A 16,525-nucleotide genomic window follows, 5' to 3' on the forward strand; every position below is an offset into this window, starting at 1 on the left:
ACCGAGAGAATGATTTACCACTCCGGCCTGCGACCTTCGCGGATCATGCAGGCTTCACCGAGAGAATGATTCACCGCTTCGGCCTGCGGCCTTCGCGGATCATGCTCTAGCGACACCCCGCCCGCTCCGACTGCTCCTGCGCCAATTGCGTGCGGAACGCCACCTGGCCGAAGACCTGGCTGAGCCGCGCGATGCTCGCCTCGGAGGGCGCGCTCTGCGCCACGCGCTCGGCCTCGCGCGTGAGTTCCACGAGGCGCGGGCAGCCGCAGGCCGTGAAGGTGGTGGCGGCCCCGGACAGCGACCGCAGCACCGCCTCGCCCCGCGCGCGGCCTTCCAGGATGCCGGGGACGGGAAGCGCGGCCTCGCGCGCCACCTCGCGCAGCGCGGCCAGGCCCTCGCCATAGCCGCAATAGGGGCGGGGCAGGCCCTGCGCCATCAGCAACGGGGCCGTGGTGATCAGGATCAGGAGATTCCGCATCGCGCCAGCGCCTCCCGCATGTGAGCGGGGATCGGCGCCTCCACCGCGACAATCCCGGGCAGCGCCAGCGCGCGTGCCAGCAGATGCATCGCCCCCCCGCCGCCCCCATAGCGCGCATCGCCCAGGATCGGGCAGCCCAGATGCGCCATATGCGCGCGGAGCTGGTGCGTGCGCCCGGTGCGCGGCGAAAGCTCCACCGCCGTCAGCGCGCCCGCGCGCCCCAGCACGCGCCATTCCGTGCGTGCCGCCTGGCCCGCCGTATCCACCACCATGCGCCAGCCCGCCGCGGCGCTGCTGACCTTCAGCAAGGGCGCCTCGCAGACGCCGCTCTCGCCGGGCGGCGACGAGACCAGCACGGCCCAATAGGTCTTGCGCGCCTGCCCCTCGGCGAACAGCTTGTTCAGCGCGGCGATGGCCGGCTTGGTGCGGCCCAGCGCCAGGCAGCCCGCCGTATCCGCATCCAGCCGATGCGCCGGCTGCGGCAGATGCCGCTTGCCCTGGCGCAGCGCCGGCAGCCAATCCTCCAGCGAGGCGCCGCCGCGCGGGCCGCGATGCACCGGCAGCCCGGCCGGCTTGTCCAGCACCAGCACCTCCGCATCCTGGTGCAGGATGCGCGCCTGGATATCCGGCGTGAGCGGTGCCGGGGCCGCCGGCCGCCCCGGCGTCAGTGCCCGGGGCTGGCGCCGGCGGATCACTCCGCCGCGGCCGCCTCGCTCACCACGCGCGGCTGCGCGCGCATCCAGGCGAAATACAGCTCCCGCGCCTTGGTCGCGAAGGGGCCGATCTGCATGTCACGGCCATTGTAGCGGATGACGGGCTGCACCTTCGCGTAGTTGCCGGTGGAGAAGATCTCGTCCGCCGTCTCCAGCTCCTCCGGGCGCACCGCGCGCTCTTCCACCGGCACGCCGGCCTCGCGGAACAGGGCGAGGACGCGCTGGCGCGTGATGCCATTGAGGAAAGTGTGGTTCACCGCGGGTGTGACCACCACGCCATCCTTGGCGAACCAGAGGTTGGAGCTGGCGAACTCCGCGATGTTGCCGGCCACGTCGCTCATCACCGCCATGTCATGGCCGCGCTCCACCGCCCAGGCCGTCGCGCGCGCGCCATTCGGGTAGAGGCAGGCAGCCTTCGCATCGGTCGGCGCCATGTCGGTGGCGGGCTTGCGGAAGGGTGTGAGCATCGCCGAGAAGCCGGCCCAGGCGGGCAGCGGCGTGTCATAGAGCGAGAGGATGAAATCCGTGCTGTCGGGGTCGGGCCGCGCCGCGCCAAGCCCCTGGCGGATGAAGAACATGGGCCGGATGTAGAGCGTCGCCGCCGCGCCCATGCGGCGGATGCCCTCCTCGCACAGCGCCTGGATCTCGGCGGCGGTCATGCTGGGCTTCATCCCCATCACCTCGGCCGAGCGCACCGCGCGGGCGCAATGGCGGTCGAGGTCGGGCGCCCAGCCGGTGATGGAGCGCGCGCCGTCGAAGATGACGGAGCCCAGCCAGAAGCAATGGTCCATCGGCCCGATGATCTTGGGCTCCTCGGTCGTCCATTCGCCCTTGTACCAGTACACGCCGGCCATGATCCGCACTCCATGCTGAAGCGCCGATTTTGCCACGTCAGGCCCGGCTGTTGAAGTAGGCCAATTCCCGCGTATCGGCCCAGGCCAGGCGCAATTCCACGGGTTTCCCGTCCACCGCATAGGCGATGCGCTGGATGAACAGGGCTGGCTCCTTGGCGCGCAGACCGAGCCGCGCCGCGACGCGCGTCGCGGGCATGGCCGCGCGCAACTGCTCATCGATGCGCGTGACGCTGATGCCGAATTCGCGTTGGTAGAGATCATAGACCGTGCCCGGCCGGCCGCTGAAGCGCGCGCCATCCAGCCCCGGGAAAAGCGCGGCCGGCAGGAACAGCGTCTCCAGCATGGCGGGCCGCCCGCCCAGATGCTGCAAATGCCGCGCGCGCAGCAGCGGCGCCTCGCGTTCCGTGCCGAGTGCGGCCGCCTGCGCGCGGTCCGCCCGGCGCTCGGCAAAATCCAGGAATTCGGTGCGCGGAAGTTCGGGCGCACCATCCGGGCGGCGCAGGTGGAAGAAGCGGAACAGCCGCTCCGGCGTGTGCTGCGCCACGAAGGTGCCGCGCCCCTGCTGGCGGCTCAGCACGCCCTCCGCCACCAGCCCGTCCGTCGCGCGGCGGATCGTTCCGATCGCGCAGGAAAAGCGCTCGGCCAGCAGTTTCTCTGCGGGCAGCGGGGTGCCGGGCGGGAATTCGCCGGCCGCGATCTCGGCCACGATCGCCGCGCGCACCTGGCGCCAGAGGGGTGTCTCGATATTCATTCAACTCATCTAGGTCATATAGTTGACTTGGGTTCAAGAGGCCCCTAGCGTCCCTCTCATTGAACAGGAGGAAACGCGATGACGATCCATTTCGTCGTGCATGACGAGGGCGATTCCGTGGGGGTCGTGGTGGTCGAGGGCCTGAGCGCCAGCAACCGCATCAACGGCTGGATCATGGACCAGGACAAGATGATCGAGTTCGACGCGAAGTCGGACATCCCGATCGGCCACAAGCTGGCGATCAAGCCCATCAAGAAGGGCGACACGATCATCAAGTACGGCATCGACATCGGCAAGGCGATCGCCGACATCGCGCCGGGCGAGCACCTGCACGTCCACAACGTCAAGACGAAGCGCTGGTAAGGGAGGGACGCCACATGGCAATCAATCTGAAGGGCTCCTCCTTCGAGGGCTGGCGCCGCGAGAACGGCCGCATGGGCGTGCGCAACCACGTCATCATCCTGCCGGTGGACGACCTGTCCAACGCCGCCGCCGAAGCGGTCGCCAACAACATCAAGGGGGCGATGGCGATCCCGCACGCCTATGGCCGCCTGCAATTCGGCGCCGACCTCGAGCTGCATTTCCGCACGCTGATCGGCACCGGCTGCAACCCGAACGTCGCCGCCGTCATCGTCATCGGCATCGAGCCCGGCTGGACCGGCAAGATCGTCGAGGGCATCGCCGCCAGCGGCAAGCCGGTGGAAGGCTTCGCCATCGAGCAGAATGGCGATCTCAACACCATCATGAACGCCTCGCGCGCCGCCTATAAGATGGTGAAGCACGCCTCCAAGCTGCGGAAGGTGAAGGCCCCGCTCCAGGAACTCTGGGTCTCGACCAAGTGCGGCGAGAGCGACACGACCTCCGGCCTCGCTTCCTGCCCTACCGTCGGCAATGCCTTCGACAAGCTCTGGGAAGCCGGCCACACGCTGGTCTTCGGCGAAACCACGGAACTCACCGGCGGTGAGCACCTGGTGGCCGCGCGCTGCAAGACGCCCGAGATCCGCCAGCAGTTCATGGCGATGTTCGACCGCTATCAGGGCGTCATCGAGGCGAACAAGACGAGCGACCTCTCGGACAGCCAGCCCACCAAGGGCAACATCGAGGGTGGCCTCACCACCATCGAGGAAAAGGCACTGGGCAACATCCAGAAGATCGGCAAGAAGTGCCTGGTCGATGGCGTGCTGGACAAGGCCGAGGTGCCGACCGGCCCCGGCCTGTGGTTCATGGACAGCTCCTCGGCCGCGGCCGAGATGGTCACGCTCTGCGCGGCCTCGGGCTATGCCGTGCACTTCTTCCCGACGGGCCAGGGCAATGTCATCGGCAACCCGATCCTGCCGGTGATCAAGCTGACCGCCAATCCGCGCACGCAGCGCACCATGAGCGAACACATCGACGTGGACGTGACCGGCCTGCTGCAGAAGCGGATGAACATGGATGACGCGGGCGAGGCGCTGCTGGATTGCATGATCCGCACCGCCGATGGCGAACTCACGGCGGCCGAGCTGCTCGGCCACCGCGAATTCTCGCTCACGCGCCTTTACGAGAGCGCCTGATCCGGCACCATTCCCCCATCCTCCAGCCCGGAGGATGGGGGCCATGGTGAGAACGGAACCAACCTATTTCGGCTGGCGCGTCGTCTGGGCCGCCTTCACCATCGCCATCTTCGCCTGGGGCATCGGCTTCTATGGCCCGGGCATCTTCCTCGAGGCGCTGCACGACCGGCATGGCTGGTCCGTCTCCCTCATCTCCGCCGCCATCACCACGCATTTCCTGCTGGGCGCCCTGCTCGTCGCGCGCTTTCCGGCCGTGGAAGCGCGCCTTGGCATCACGCGCGTGGTGCTGCTGGGTGCCACGCTGACAGCGGCCGGGCTGGTCGGCTGGTCGTCCGCCACGCAGCCCTGGCACATCTTCGTGGCCAGCGTCTTCAGCGGCGCGGGCTGGGCGCTGACCTCCGGCGCCTCCATCAACGCCATGCTCACCCCCTGGTTCGACGGCCGCCGCCCCGCCGCGCTGGCGCTCGCCTTCAACGGGGCGAGCATGGGCGGCGTGGTCTTCGCGCCGCTCTGGGCGCTGCTCATCACGCAATGGGGCTTCCCGGCGGCCGGCGCGGCCGTCGCCATCGCCACGCTCGCCGTGATGGTGACGCTGGCCCTGCTGTTCCTGCGCCACACCCCGCAGGGCCTCGGCATCCTGCCCGACCTGCCCGCGCCCCGCGCCGCCGCCGAAGCCCCCAGCCTGCCGCCCGGCCGCGCCATCTGGCGCGTGCCGAGCTTCCTGCGGCTCTGCGCCGGCTTCAGCCTGGGCGCCGCCGCGCTGGTCGGGCTGCTGGCGCATCTGTTTTCGCTCATCTCCCCCACGCTCGGCGCCTTCGGCGCGGGGCTGGCCCTCAGCCTCATCACCCTCTGCGCCGTCGCCGGCCGCACGCTGCTGGGCTGGGCGCTGCCCGTGGGTGCCGATCGTCGCCGCGCCGGGGCCTGGAACTTCGCCCTGCAGACGCTCGGCACGCTCATCCTGCTCGCCGCCCTCGATGTCAGCGCGCCGCTCCTGCTGCTCGGCTGCGTCGTGGTGGGCCTCACCGTCGGCAACATGCTCTCGCTCCCGCCCATGATCGCGCAGGCGGAATTCACGCGCGCCGATGTCGGTCGCGTCGTTGCCCTCGTCACCGCCGTGAACCAGGCGACCTATGCGCTGACCCCGGGCGCCTTCGGCCTGCTGCGCGACCTGACCGGCTCTGGTGCGGCGGTGCTGGTGGCCGCAGCCCTGCTCCAGGCATGTTCGACGCTCATCCTCTTCCGGCGGTGACCTGAGATGTGGGATTTCTCGCTCCCGCGCGCCTTGGGCCTCGTGGCGCTCACCTGGCCCTTCCTGATGCTGCGCCTGCTCGTCTTCGCCGGCATCTGCGCCGCCTGCGTCGCCCTCTCCGGCCTGGGCGCCGGCATCGGCTGGGGGATCGGCACCCTCTTCGCGCTGGAGCTGGAGCTGACCACCTTCCTCGGCGGCGCCGCCGGCTTCGGGCTGACCTTCCTGCTCCTCCACGCCCGGCGCCCCGAGATGCTCTTCCATGTGAAGGCCGCGCATATCGCGGCCATGACCGCGCTGCTCGACGGCCAGGCCCTGCCGGGCGGCCGCGCGCAGATCGCGCACGCCACCGCGCTGGTCCAGGCGCGGTTCACCAGCCCGGCCCTCCTCCTCGCGCTCGACGACCTGCTGCGCGGCGCGCTGGAGGCGATGCGCGAGCTGCTGCACGGCCTCTCCCGCCGGCTGATCAAGACGCCCGTGGTGCAGGAGCTTCTGCGGATCCTGAACTTCACGCTGCGCCGCCTCTCCGGCTGGGCGGATGAGGTGATCCTCGGCCACGCCCTCAGCCGCACCGACATCAATCCCTGGGCGGCAACGCGCGAGGGCCTGCTCCTCCACGCCCAGAACACCGGCGCGCTGATGCGCAACACCGTCCTGCTGATGGTGCCGAGCTTCCTTCTTGCCCTGGCGCTCTACGTGCTGATGCTGTTTCCGGCCGTGCCCGTGGCGCGCGCCCTGCCGGGGGGCTGGGGCGGCGGCGGCCTGTTCTTCGCGCTGGTCTTCGCCTGGGCCGGCAAGTCCGTGCTGATCGATCCCGTCTCCATCGCCTGCATGCTCCAGGCCTTCCGCCGCCGGGCCGAGGGTCAGGCGCCCGATCCGCAGTGGGAAAGCCACCTCGCCGCCGCCTCCGGACCCTTCCGGGAGCTCACCGCCCGCGCCTGACCCTTGGCGCGGGCCCCCTCCGCCCCTTATCTACCGCGATGGCCGCTCCCGCTCCTGTCTTCGACAGCCCCGACCCCTCCTTCGCCGACCTCCTCGCCGCGCGCCCCGCGCTGGCCATGGACCCCATCGCCGGGCTGATGGTGGAGGAGGTCCCGCTCGCCCGCATCGCCGATGTCGTGGGCACGCCCACCTGGGTCTATTCCGCCACCACGCTGCGCCGCCGCGCCCGCGCGCTGAAGGCCGCCCTGGCCGAGGCCGGCCTCGACGCCTCCATCCATTTCGCCACCAAGTCCAACCCGGCGCTGGCCGTCGTGAACCTGCTGCACCAGGAGGGCCTGGGCGCCGATGTGGTGAGCGAGGGCGAGCTCCGCGCCGCCCGTGCCGCCGGGGTGCCGGCCACCGGCATCGTCTTCTCCGGCGTCGGCAAGACCGAGCGCGAGATGCGCCTGGCCCTCGCTGAGGACATCCTCCAGCTCAACATCGAATCCGCCGAGGAAGCGGAGATGCTGAGCGCCGTCGCCGCCTCCATGGGCAAGCGCGCCCGCTGCGCGCTGCGCGTGAACCCCGACGTGGACGCCAAGACCCACGCCAAGATCACGACCGGCCTGACCGAGAACAAGTTCGGCGTGCCCATCGCCATGGCGCCCGCCCTCTATGCGAAGATGTGCGCGCTGCCCGGCCTCGATCCCGTCGGCCTCACCGTGCATATCGGCAGCCAGATCGCCCAGGGCGTGGCCTCCTACCGCGCCGCCTATCAGCGCCTCGGCCAATTGGTGCGGGAGCTGCGCGCCGCCAGCCACCCGGTGCTGCGCGTGGATTGCGGCGGCGGCCTCGGCATCCCCTATCGCGACGAGACGCCGGGCACGCCCGCCGCGCTCGCCGGCGCCATCAAGGCCGGCCTCGGCGATCTCGGCGTGAAGATCATGCTGGAGCCCGGCCGTTGGATCTGCGGCCCGGCTGGCGTGCTGCTCGCCCGCGTCATCATCGAGAAGCACGCCACCACGCGCCGCTTCGTCATCGTGGACGCCGCGATGAACGACCTGCTGCGCCCCGCCATGTACGAGGCCTGGCACGGCATCCTGCCCGTCTCGGCGGCGGCCTTCCATGCGCCGCTTTCGCCGGCAGATGTGGTGGGCCCTGTCTGCGAAAGCAGCGACACCTTCACCAAGGGCCGCGACCTGCCGGCCCTGCCCCCCAATTCGCTGGTGACTTTTCTTGATGCCGGCGCCTACGGTGCCTCCATGAGCAGCACCTACAATGCGCGCCCGCTGGCGGCCGAGGTGATGGTGGAGGGCAACCGCTTCGCCGTCATCCGGGACCGCCAGTCGCATGAGGCGCTCCTGGCGGGCCAGCGCCTGCCGGGCGATCGCTCCGGCTGGGCCACGTGACGCCGGCCGGCCTCGCCCGCAAGCGCCTCCTCGCCCGGGGCGCGCTGTGGTGGGAGGCCCTCTGGCCGGCGCTCTGGCCGGCGCTTGGCACGCTCGGCCTCTTCGGCGTCTTCGCGCTCGGCGGCATCCCCGCGCTGTTGCCCGGCTGGGCGCATGTGCTGATCCTGGTGGGCTTCGTCGCCGCGTTCATCGCAGCACTGCGGCACGGCTTCACCGGCTTCCGCGCCCCCGATGCCGCCGCCGTGGACCGCCGCCTGGAACGCGCCACCGGCCTCGCCCACCGCCCGCTGGCCGCCCTGCAGGACCAACCCGCGACGCAGGACCCGGACGGCCTCGCCCTCTGGGCCGCGCACCAGTCGCGCATGCGGCGCCTGATCGCCCGGCTGCGCGTCGGCACGCCGCGCCCGGGCCTCGCCGCGCGCGATCCTCGCGCCTTCCGCGCCGGCATCCTCGTCGCCTTCTGCGCCGCGCTCTTCGCCGCCGGTGGCGATGCGCCGGCCCTGCTGGCCCGTGGCCTGGTCCCGCATTTCGGCAGCACCCCGCCGCCCGCGGCGCTGCGCGTCGAGGCCTGGGTGACGCCGCCCGCCTATACCGGCGCGCCCCCCATCTTCCTGCCCGGCCAGGGCGGCAGCGCCACCATCCCAGCGGGCAGCCGGCTGCAGATCGCCCTCTCCGGCGGCCTCGGCACCACGCTGCCCGAGATCACCGGCCTGCCCGGCCTCGCCTTCGAGGCTTTGGGCGGCGGCAGCCACACCGCCCAGGCGAGCATGCAGGCGGGCGCCCGCATCACGATCCGGCGCGAGGGGACGGAGATCGCCACCTGGAACCTCGCCGTCCAGGCCGATGCACCGCCCATCGCCGCCTTCACCGAGGCGCCCGTCCGTTCGCCCCGCGGCCTCGCCTTGCGCCTGCCCTGGCGGACCGAGGATGACTGGGGCGTCGTGACGCTGCGCGCCGAATTCCACCTCGCCGCCCGGCCCGACGCCGCGCCCATCACGCTGGAGATGACGCTCCCCTCCGCCGCGCCGAAGCAGGCGCGCGGCCTGGCCCAGCCCGACCTCTCGGCGCATCCCTGGGCCGGCCTGCCCGTGCAGCTCCGCCTCATCGCCCGCGACGGCGCGGAGCAGGAGGGCCGCTCGGAGGAGGTCACCCTCATCCTGCCCGAGCGCAGCTTCAACCACCCCGTCGCCCGGGCCATCATCGAGATCCGCAAGGGCCTCTCCCTCAACCCCGGCGGCCGCATGGAGGCGATGCGGGAGATGGACCGCATCACCCAGGCGCCCGACGCCTTCGAGCATGACGCCGGCACCCTGCTGGCGCTCCGCACCGCCCGCGGCCAGCTCCAGCGTGACCGCCGCGCGGAGGCGGTGGGCGAGGTGCAGGAACTCCTCTGGGAGGCCGCCCTCGCCCTGGAGGAGGGCCGCGACACCCGCACCGCCCGGGCGCTCGCCGAAGCGCAACGCCAGCTCCGCGAGGCGATGAACGAGGCGGAGCGCACCCCCCAGGCCGAGAACGAGCAGCAGCGCAGCGAGGTGGAGCGCCGCATCGAGCAGCTGCGCGAGGCCATCCGCCGCCACCTCGAAGCCATGGCCGAGCGCCTGCAGCGCGAAAACGCCGAGGCGCTGCCCTATGACCCCCAGCAGCGCATGCTCGACCAGCGCGACATGGACCGCCGCACCCGCCGCATGGAGGAAGCGACGCGCCAGAACCGCATGGAGGATGCCCAGCGGGAACTGGCCGAGCTGGAGGAGATGCTCCGCGCCCTGCAGGAGGGCCGGGTCGCCCGCTCCGAATCCCCCGAGCGGCAGCGCCAGCGGGAGCGCGGCCAGCAGCAGATGGGCGCCGTGCAGGACATGGTGCGCCGACAGGGCGAGATGGTGGATCAGGGCCAGCGCCGCGCCGAGCAGCAGGAGCAGCGCGCCGCCCAGCAGCGCCGCCTGGCCCAGCCCTGGAACCAGCGCCCCGGCCAGCCGGGCCAGGTCACGCCCGAGCAGCAGCAACAGGCCGAGCAGGAACAGCAGCGCCAGCTCCAGGCCGAGGCCCGCCGCCAGCGCGCCCTTCGGCGCGCATTGGGCGAATTGATGCAGCAGCAGGGCGACCTGACCGGCGAAGTGCCCGAAGCCCTCGGTCAGGCCGACCAGGCGATGCGCGAGGCGATGGAAGCCCTCCAGGAAGGCCGCGACGCTCGTCCCGCCCAGCAGGAAGCCATGCGCCGCCTGCAGGAAGGCGGCCGGCAGATGGCCCAGCAGATGCAACGCCAATTCGGCCAGGGCCAGGGGGAAGGCGAGGGCGAGGAAGACGGCATGGGCGAAACCGAGATGGGCGGCGAAGGCCAGGATGGCGAGCAGCAGCTCGGCGAAGGCCGCGACCCCCTCGGCCGCCGCGCCCGCGAAAACACCGGCAATGCCGACAATGGCAGCGACACCCGCGTGCCGGATGAGGCGGAACAGCTCCGCACACGGCGGCTGCAGGATGAACTGCGCCGGCGCGGGGCGGAGCGGGAACGGCCCGCGGAAGAGCTGGACTACATCGACCGGCTGCTGCGGCGCTTCTGATATTCTTGTGCCCTCAGGTGCCGGGCGGTCGCGGCGAGCAGCCACGACCCAGCCGCTTGGCTTCGCGCGGCGGCGGGATGTGCCAGCGGCACAGGTGGTCTGGGCGCGGCGCGCGCTTTGCGCGCGCACCCGCGAAGGCGAATTCCAACCAGCGTCAGCGCAGCAATGTGTCGAGGCCGGCCAGATCAGGCAGGAAAGGCACGCCCAGGCCGGGGACCAGGCTCACCACCCGGCAGCCGGCCGCCAAACCCGCCGCGACACCCGTCGCGCTATCCTCCACCACCAGGCAACCCGCTGGCGCCACGCCGCAGGCCTCGGCCGCCGCAAGATAGAGGTCCGGCGCCGGCTTGGGCCGCGCCGCATCCTGGAAGCTGAACACGCGGCCCTCGAAAAACCCCTCGAAGCCCAGCACCCGCATCTTCATGCCGAGCTCGGCACGCGCCGAATTGGAACACACCGCCATCGGCAATCCCGCCGCCGCCACCGCCTCCAGCGCGGCCCGCGCGCCCGGCATGGCCGTGACGCCGATCTCCATCTCCCGCGCGATGCGATGGCTCAGCGCCAGGCCCCAGCCCTCCGGCACCGGTCCCACGCGCCCCTCGATGATCGGCAGCATGTCCGGCAGGGAGAGCCCCAGGAACTCTCGCTGCGCCGCGTGGCCATCCAGCGCCCAGCCCAGCGTCGTGATCTCCTCCGCCACGATGCGGTTGGACAGCGTCTCGCTGTCGGCCAGCACGCCGTCGCAATCGAAAAGGACGGCCCGGATCACGCCGCCTTCGCCAGCTTCACATCCTGCTGCTCGGTCTTGGCGCGCGCATGGGGGCAATCCCCATGCTGCTTCGGGCATTGCCGCGCGCCGGCGAAGCTGCACAGCGCCCGCCCCGAACCCCGCGTGCGCTGCACGAGATCCGCCAGCGCCTCGATGAAGCCCGCATCGCTGTTCTGGGCCGGCACGCGGAAATAGCCGGGGATGCCGAGATGCTCGGCCTCCTCCCGGTATTCCACGTCCAATTCCACCAGCGTCTCCGAATGCTCGGAGACGAAGGCGATGGGGCTGATCAGGATCGCGACCTTCTCCTTCGCCGCGCGCTCGATCTCATCCTCGGTGGAAGGCCCGATCCATTTCTGCGGCGTGACGCGGGACTGGTAGCAGACGATGGAATCCAGATCCGGGATCGTCAGATGCTCGATCACGGCCGCCACCGTGCTCTCCACCTGCCACTGATAGGGATCGCCCGCCTTCACGATGCTCTCGGGCAGCCCATGCGCCGAGAACAGGATGCGCAGGGGAATATCCGCCGGCAGTTCGGCCCGCGCCTTCTCATAGGCCTCCTGCACCATCCGCGCGGTGGAGCGCGCATAGCCCTCATCCGCATGGAAGCAGCAGAGCGCCGTGGTCGGCACGCGCAGCCCGGCCTTGGCGCAGGCGTCGTTCCAGGCCGTGATGGAGGAACCCGTCGTCGTCGTGGAAAACTGGGGATAGAGCGGCACCAGCAGGACCTCATCCGCCCCCCAGGACTGCACGGCGCTCACCGCCTCGTCGCTCATCGGGTGCCAGTAGCGCATGGCGACGAAGCTGCGCCATTCCGTGCCCGGGTCCCGCGCGCGCAGCACCGCCTCCAGGCTGCGGCCCTGCTCCTCGGTCAGCTCGCGCAGCGGGGATTTCCCGCCCAGCACCGCATAATTTTCCTGCGCGGGCTTGGTGCGCCGCCAGGCGATCAGCTTGGCGAGCCAGGGCCGGACGAAGCCCGGCACCCGCAAAATGGCGGGGTCGCTGAACAGATTGACCAGGAAGGGCCGCACGCTTTCCGGCGCATCAGGCCCACCCAGATTGAACAAGACCACCGCAACGCGCCGCGCCATTCAGCCAAACCCCCGGATCGAACCCCGCACATACCCTCTCCGGGCGGGGTTTCAAGCGGCCCGGATGATTTGAAGCAATTCCACGACATGTTCCGGGGGCGTTGTGATCTCCACGCCATGCCCCAGGTTGAAGATGAAGGGCCGCCCCTTCATGGCCGCCAGGATGCTTTCCGCCTCCTGCCGCAGGGCCGGCCCGCCCGCGATCAGCACCTCCGGGTCCAGATTGCCCTGGAGCGCCACGTTCCCGGGCACATTGGCCGCCGCCCAGGCCGGGTTCATGGCCGTGTCCATGCCGCAGGCCTGAACGCCCGTCTCGGCCGCGTATTCCGCCAGCATGGGGCCAGCCAGGCGCGGGAAGCCGATCACCGGGATGTTCGGCCGCGCCGCCTTGATCGCCGCGCGCAGCCGCTTGTTGGGCGCGATCACCCATTTGCGGAAGGCATTGGGGGCCAATTGGCCAGCCCAGCTGTCGAACAGCATCAGCGCCTCGGCGCCCGCATCCACCTGGGCGATCAGATAGGCGAGCGTCGCCGCCTCCAGCTTCTCCACCAGGGCGCCGAACAGGGCCGGATCGTCATGGATCATCCGGCGGGCATGCTTGAACTCGCCGCCGCCCTTGCCCTCCACCATGTAGCAGGCGACCGTCCAGGGCGAGCCCGCGAAGCCGATCAGCGTGGTGTTCGGATGATCCTTGGTGAGGCCGGCCCGCACGCGGCGCACCGTCTCCATGATCGGCTCCGCCTTCGCCGCCGCGCCCGCCACGTCGAGCCTGTCCACGCCCGCCTGGTCCGTGATCGGGGGCAGGCGCGGGCCTTCCCCTTCCGCGAAGGTCAGCCCCTGGCCCATCGCCCAGGGCACGATCAGGATGTCGGAAAACAGGATCGCCCCGTCCATGCCATAGCGGCGCACCGGCTGGGTCGTGACCTCGGCCGCCAGCTCGGGGTTGAGGCAGAGATCCATGAAGCTGCCGGCCACGCCGCGCGTCGCCCGGTATTCGGGCAGGTGCCGCCCCGCCTGGCGCATGAGCCAGACCGGAGGGGGCCAGACGCTCTCGCCGGAGAGCACTCGGAGAATGGGCTTGTCTGTCATGCCCAGGACCATCCCAGGAAAAAAGGAAAAGAAGAAGAGGTGGTGGTAGGTTGTAGGGGGTGTGAATCATGGGGACACAGCTTGTCCCGGAAATATCCACAGGCTTGTCCGGTGCGCCCGATCCGCCGCGAACCCAGGCTCAGCCTCGCTTCGCCGATGCTTGTCCCAAGGCCGCACGGCATGCCCGGGGATTCATCCCCGGCGGGAGGAAATGTGCCGTTTGTCCCCGCTGCCAGCCGGCGTATCCTGCTGGCGGGCATTTCATCCCCGTTTTGCCCAGCCATGCACGAAATGATCCACAGCCCTATGCCCAGCCGAAACACCAACCTGCACCTGGTTTCCGACAGCACGGGCGAGACGCTGAACAGCATCGCCCGCGCCGCCATCGCCCGCTTCGACAATGCCGGCGTCATCCAGCACCGCTGGTTCCTGGTGCGGAGCCGCATGAACCTGGACCGCGTGCTGGAGGGCATCGAGCAGGAGCCCGGCCCCGTCATCTTCACCCTGGTGGACCGCAGCCTGCGCCACGCCCTGGAGGAGACCTGCGGACGCCTCGGCGTGCCCTGCCTCTCCGTCCTGGATTCCGTCATGGACCTCCTCCAGGCCGAGATCGGCCTGCGCGCCACCGAGAAGCGCGCCGCCCAGCACGTGATGGACGCCGATTATTTCCGTCGCATTGACGCCATGCACTACGTCCTCAGTCATGATGACGGCCAGGGCACCGCCGGCATCATGAATGCCGATGTCGTCCTCGTCGGCGTCTCCCGCTCCTCCAAGACGCCCACCTGCTTCTACCTGGCCAATCGCGGGGTGAAGGCGGCGAACGTCCCGCTCGTGCCTGGCGCGCCGCTCCCGCCCGAGCTGGAAAACCCGCCCTGCCCGGTGGTGGGCCTCACCATTGATCCCGTCTCGCTCATCGACATCCGCCGCCACCGCCTGAAGCTGATCGGGGCCGGCGGGGTGCGCGTGGGTGAGAATGAGTATGTGGACCCCGATGCGGTGAAGCAGGAGATCCTGGCCGCGCGCCGGCTTTGCGCCGCGCATGGGTGGCCGGTGATCGACGTGACCCGCCGCAGCATCGAGGAAACCGCCGCCACCGTGATGCAGCAGGTGGAGCTCTGGCATCAGCGCCGCGGCACCCAGGCCGCGCCCGCGCCGGAGGACCCGGCGGCCCCCGTTCTGGGGCCCCATTCGTGAGACTCATCCTCGCCTCGCAAAGCCTCTCCCGCCGCGCCCTGCTGGAAGGCGCGGGCCTGGATTTCGAGGCCATGCCCGCCGCGGTGGACGAGGCCGCCATCAAGGAAAGCGCCCAGGCCGAGGGGGTGAGCGCGGCGGACACCGCCATCCTGCTGGCCGATGCGAAGGCCGCGCGCATCGCCCGCCGCCACCCCGAGGCGACCATCATCGGTGCCGACCAGCTCCTGGTCTGCGAGGGCGAGTGGTTCGACAAGCCGGCCGACCTCGCCGCCGCCCGCGGCCACCTGATGAAGCTGCGCAACCGCGCGCATGAGCTGATGACGGCGGTGGTGGTCTGGCGGAACGGCCAGCGCGCCTGGCACCATCTGGCCACGCCACGCCTCGCCATGCGCGACTTCTCCGACGCCTTCCTGGACGACTACCTGGCGCGCGAGGGGGGCTTCGTCACCTCCAGCGTCGGCGCCTACCGGCTGGAAGGCATGGGCATCCAGCTCATGCGCGACATCCGCGGGGAGCACACGGCGATCCTGGGGCTGCCCTTGCTGCCGTTGCTCGCCTATCTGCGCGATGCGGGGGTGGTGAAAGCCTGACCCTACGAGAGGGCTTTGCCCTCTCGTGCTCTCCCACCAGGAAACTTGTTTCCTGGACCTTCATCTGATGTGGGTGCAGGGAACGAGTTCCCTGCCGGGGTCGAGGGGCAGAGCCCCTCGCTCAAACAATAATCCCCGCCTCCCGCAGCCGTGCCACCTCCGCCGCCGAGTACCCAAGCTCCGCGCAGAGCTCGTCATTCTGCGCGCCGGGCGGCGCCAGATCATGCCGCAGCCCCGGCCGCTCGCCATCCAGCGTGATGGGCAGCGCGGGCAGCTTCACTGAGCGTCCATCCGGCAGCGTCAGCGGCACCAGCCCGCCGCTGGCATTGAGATGCGGGTCCTCGAACAGATCCGCCGGCTTGCCGATCGGCGCATAAGGCAGCCCCAGCGCCTCGCATTTCTCCATCAGCGCCGGCTTGGTGTAGGGACGCAGCGCCTCGGCGATGACCGGAATGGTCCGCGCCCGCTGCGCCACGCGTTGCTGCTTGGTGGCGAGCGACGGGTCGGCCTTCAGCTCATCAAGCCCGAAGGCGTCGCAAAAGGCCGGCCAAGCCGTGTCGGTGACGACGCCGACAAACACCTGCCCGCCATCGGAGGTATCGAACACGTCATAGACCGGCCAGGCCGGCGTGCGCCGGCTCATCGGCGGCGGTTCCGTGCCGGTGATGGCCGTCTGCGCCATGTGCTGCGCCATGAGCAGCGCCACCGTCTCGAACAGCGCCGCCTCCACATAACGCCCCCGCCCGGTCTGCGCGCGTTCCGTGACGACGGAAAGAATGGCGATGGCCGCCGACAGCCCGCCCATGATGTCGATGACCGAGGCGCCGGCGCGCAGCGGCTGCCCCACGGGCCCGGTCATGTAGGCGAGGCCGCCCATCATCTGCACCACCTCGTCCAGCGCGGTGCGGTGCTGGTAGGGGCCGTTCAGAAACCCCTTGCAGGAGCAGTAGATCAGCCGCGGGTTTTCAGCACTCAACGCGGCATAGCCGAGGCCCAGCTTCTCCATCGCGCCAGGGCGGAAATTCTCGATCAGCACATCGCTCGACGCCACGAGCTTCTTCACCAGCGCCAGCCCCTCCGGCGTCTTCATGTCCACGCAGAGCGAGCGGCGGTTGCGCTGGAAGCTCGCATAGAAGCCGGTGCCCGAGCCGGTCAGCGCGCGCGTCGAATCCCCCTTCGGGGCCGGCTCCACCTTCACGACATCGGCGCCCAGATCGGCCAGCACCATGCCCGCCGTCGGCCCCATCACCATATGCGTGAATTCGACGACCTTGAGCGAGGCGAGCGGCGAGACGGTCATTCAGGC

At 70.6% G+C, this 16,525-nt stretch carries 16 protein-coding genes; 8 read left to right on the forward strand and 8 right to left on the reverse strand.

Features of this window, described 5'->3' with window-relative positions; all coding sequences use genetic code 11:
* Nucleotides 1-106: 106 nt before the first annotated feature.
* The 4 genes from ACQ860_RS13705 to ACQ860_RS13720 are packed head-to-tail and all read right to left on the reverse strand — an operon-like array spanning nt 107 to nt 2,796.
* Nucleotides 107-478 carry a hypothetical protein gene (locus tag ACQ860_RS13705; RefSeq protein ID WP_431303908.1) on the reverse strand — a complete coding sequence of 124 codons (372 nt, stop codon included), beginning with the start codon at nt 476-478 and terminating at the stop codon, nt 107-109.
* Nucleotides 463-1,173: an RluA family pseudouridine synthase gene (locus ACQ860_RS13710; RefSeq protein ID WP_431303909.1), complete on the reverse strand. Its 711-nt coding sequence runs from the start codon at nt 1,171-1,173 to the stop codon at nt 463-465. Before ACQ860_RS13710 ends, ACQ860_RS13705 begins: the two co-directional genes overlap by 16 nt.
* The gene (locus ACQ860_RS13715) at nt 1,170-2,045 is read right to left on the reverse strand and encodes a branched-chain amino acid aminotransferase (RefSeq protein ID WP_431303910.1); all 876 of its coding nucleotides are present in this window, start codon (nt 2,043-2,045) and stop codon (nt 1,170-1,172) included. The genes ACQ860_RS13710 and ACQ860_RS13715 overlap by 4 nt, the downstream gene beginning before the upstream one ends.
* Nucleotides 2,046-2,082: 37 nt before the next feature.
* On the reverse strand, nt 2,083-2,796 hold the full coding sequence (locus tag ACQ860_RS13720; RefSeq protein WP_431303911.1) for a GntR family transcriptional regulator: 714 nt from the start codon (nt 2,794-2,796) through the stop codon (nt 2,083-2,085).
* A 78-nt stretch (nt 2,797-2,874) separates the two neighbouring features.
* Between ACQ860_RS13720 and ACQ860_RS13725 the strand changes: the two genes are divergently transcribed.
* Genes ACQ860_RS13725 through ACQ860_RS13750 form a run of 6 tightly spaced genes read left to right on the forward strand, consistent with a single transcriptional unit; the run spans nt 2,875 to nt 10,480 of the window.
* A complete protein-coding gene (locus tag ACQ860_RS13725; RefSeq protein WP_318649459.1) occupies nt 2,875-3,159 on the forward strand; it encodes a UxaA family hydrolase in 285 nt (94 codons plus the stop codon).
* Nucleotides 3,160-3,173: 14 nt separating this feature from the next.
* Nucleotides 3,174-4,349: a UxaA family hydrolase gene (locus ACQ860_RS13730; RefSeq protein ID WP_431303912.1), complete on the forward strand. Its 1,176-nt coding sequence runs from the start codon at nt 3,174-3,176 to the stop codon at nt 4,347-4,349.
* A 46-nt stretch (nt 4,350-4,395) separates the two neighbouring features.
* The gene (locus ACQ860_RS13735) at nt 4,396-5,598 is read left to right on the forward strand and encodes an MFS transporter (protein ID WP_431303913.1); all 1,203 of its coding nucleotides are present in this window, start codon (nt 4,396-4,398) and stop codon (nt 5,596-5,598) included.
* Between the two features lie 6 nt (nt 5,599-5,604).
* Nucleotides 5,605-6,537, forward strand: a complete 933-nt coding sequence (locus ACQ860_RS13740) for a hypothetical protein (protein ID WP_431303914.1) — start codon at nt 5,605-5,607, stop codon at nt 6,535-6,537.
* A 38-nt stretch (nt 6,538-6,575) separates the two neighbouring features.
* Entirely contained in the window at nt 6,576-7,925 is a 1,350-nt protein-coding gene (gene lysA / locus ACQ860_RS13745) for a diaminopimelate decarboxylase (RefSeq protein WP_431303915.1), read from the forward strand.
* A complete protein-coding gene (locus tag ACQ860_RS13750) occupies nt 7,922-10,480 on the forward strand; it encodes a TIGR02302 family protein (protein WP_431303916.1) in 2,559 nt (852 codons plus the stop codon). Before lysA ends, ACQ860_RS13750 begins: the two co-directional genes overlap by 4 nt.
* A gap of 154 nt (nt 10,481-10,634) precedes the next feature.
* Here ACQ860_RS13750 and ACQ860_RS13755 read toward each other — a convergent pair whose 3' ends face one another.
* Genes ACQ860_RS13755 through hemE form a run of 3 tightly spaced genes read right to left on the reverse strand, consistent with a single transcriptional unit; the run spans nt 10,635 to nt 13,432 of the window.
* The gene (locus tag ACQ860_RS13755; protein ID WP_431303917.1) at nt 10,635-11,249 is read right to left on the reverse strand and encodes an HAD family hydrolase; all 615 of its coding nucleotides are present in this window, start codon (nt 11,247-11,249) and stop codon (nt 10,635-10,637) included.
* Nucleotides 11,246-12,343, reverse strand: a complete 1,098-nt coding sequence (gene hemH, locus ACQ860_RS13760) for a ferrochelatase (RefSeq protein WP_431303918.1) — start codon at nt 12,341-12,343, stop codon at nt 11,246-11,248. Before hemH ends, ACQ860_RS13755 begins: the two co-directional genes overlap by 4 nt.
* Nucleotides 12,344-12,394: 51 nt before the next feature.
* On the reverse strand, nt 12,395-13,432 hold the full coding sequence (gene hemE, locus ACQ860_RS13765) for a uroporphyrinogen decarboxylase (protein WP_431303919.1): 1,038 nt from the start codon (nt 13,430-13,432) through the stop codon (nt 12,395-12,397).
* Between the two features lie 306 nt (nt 13,433-13,738).
* Between hemE and ACQ860_RS13770 the strand changes: the two genes are divergently transcribed.
* Both ACQ860_RS13770 and ACQ860_RS13775 read left to right on the forward strand, forming a co-directional pair.
* A complete protein-coding gene (locus ACQ860_RS13770) occupies nt 13,739-14,629 on the forward strand; it encodes a pyruvate, water dikinase regulatory protein (RefSeq protein WP_431303920.1) in 891 nt (296 codons plus the stop codon).
* Nucleotides 14,626-15,219, forward strand: a complete 594-nt coding sequence (locus ACQ860_RS13775; protein WP_431303921.1) for a Maf family protein — start codon at nt 14,626-14,628, stop codon at nt 15,217-15,219. Before ACQ860_RS13770 ends, ACQ860_RS13775 begins: the two co-directional genes overlap by 4 nt.
* A 121-nt stretch (nt 15,220-15,340) precedes the next feature.
* Here ACQ860_RS13775 and ACQ860_RS13780 read toward each other — a convergent pair whose 3' ends face one another.
* The gene (locus tag ACQ860_RS13780) at nt 15,341-16,519 is read right to left on the reverse strand and encodes a CaiB/BaiF CoA transferase family protein (protein WP_431303922.1); all 1,179 of its coding nucleotides are present in this window, start codon (nt 16,517-16,519) and stop codon (nt 15,341-15,343) included.
* Between the last annotated feature and the right edge of the window lie 6 nt (nt 16,520-16,525).

Source organism: Sediminicoccus sp. BL-A-41-H5, from assembly GCF_050632405.1.
In the GTDB taxonomy this organism is placed as follows: Bacteria; Pseudomonadota; Alphaproteobacteria; order Acetobacterales; family Acetobacteraceae; genus Roseococcus.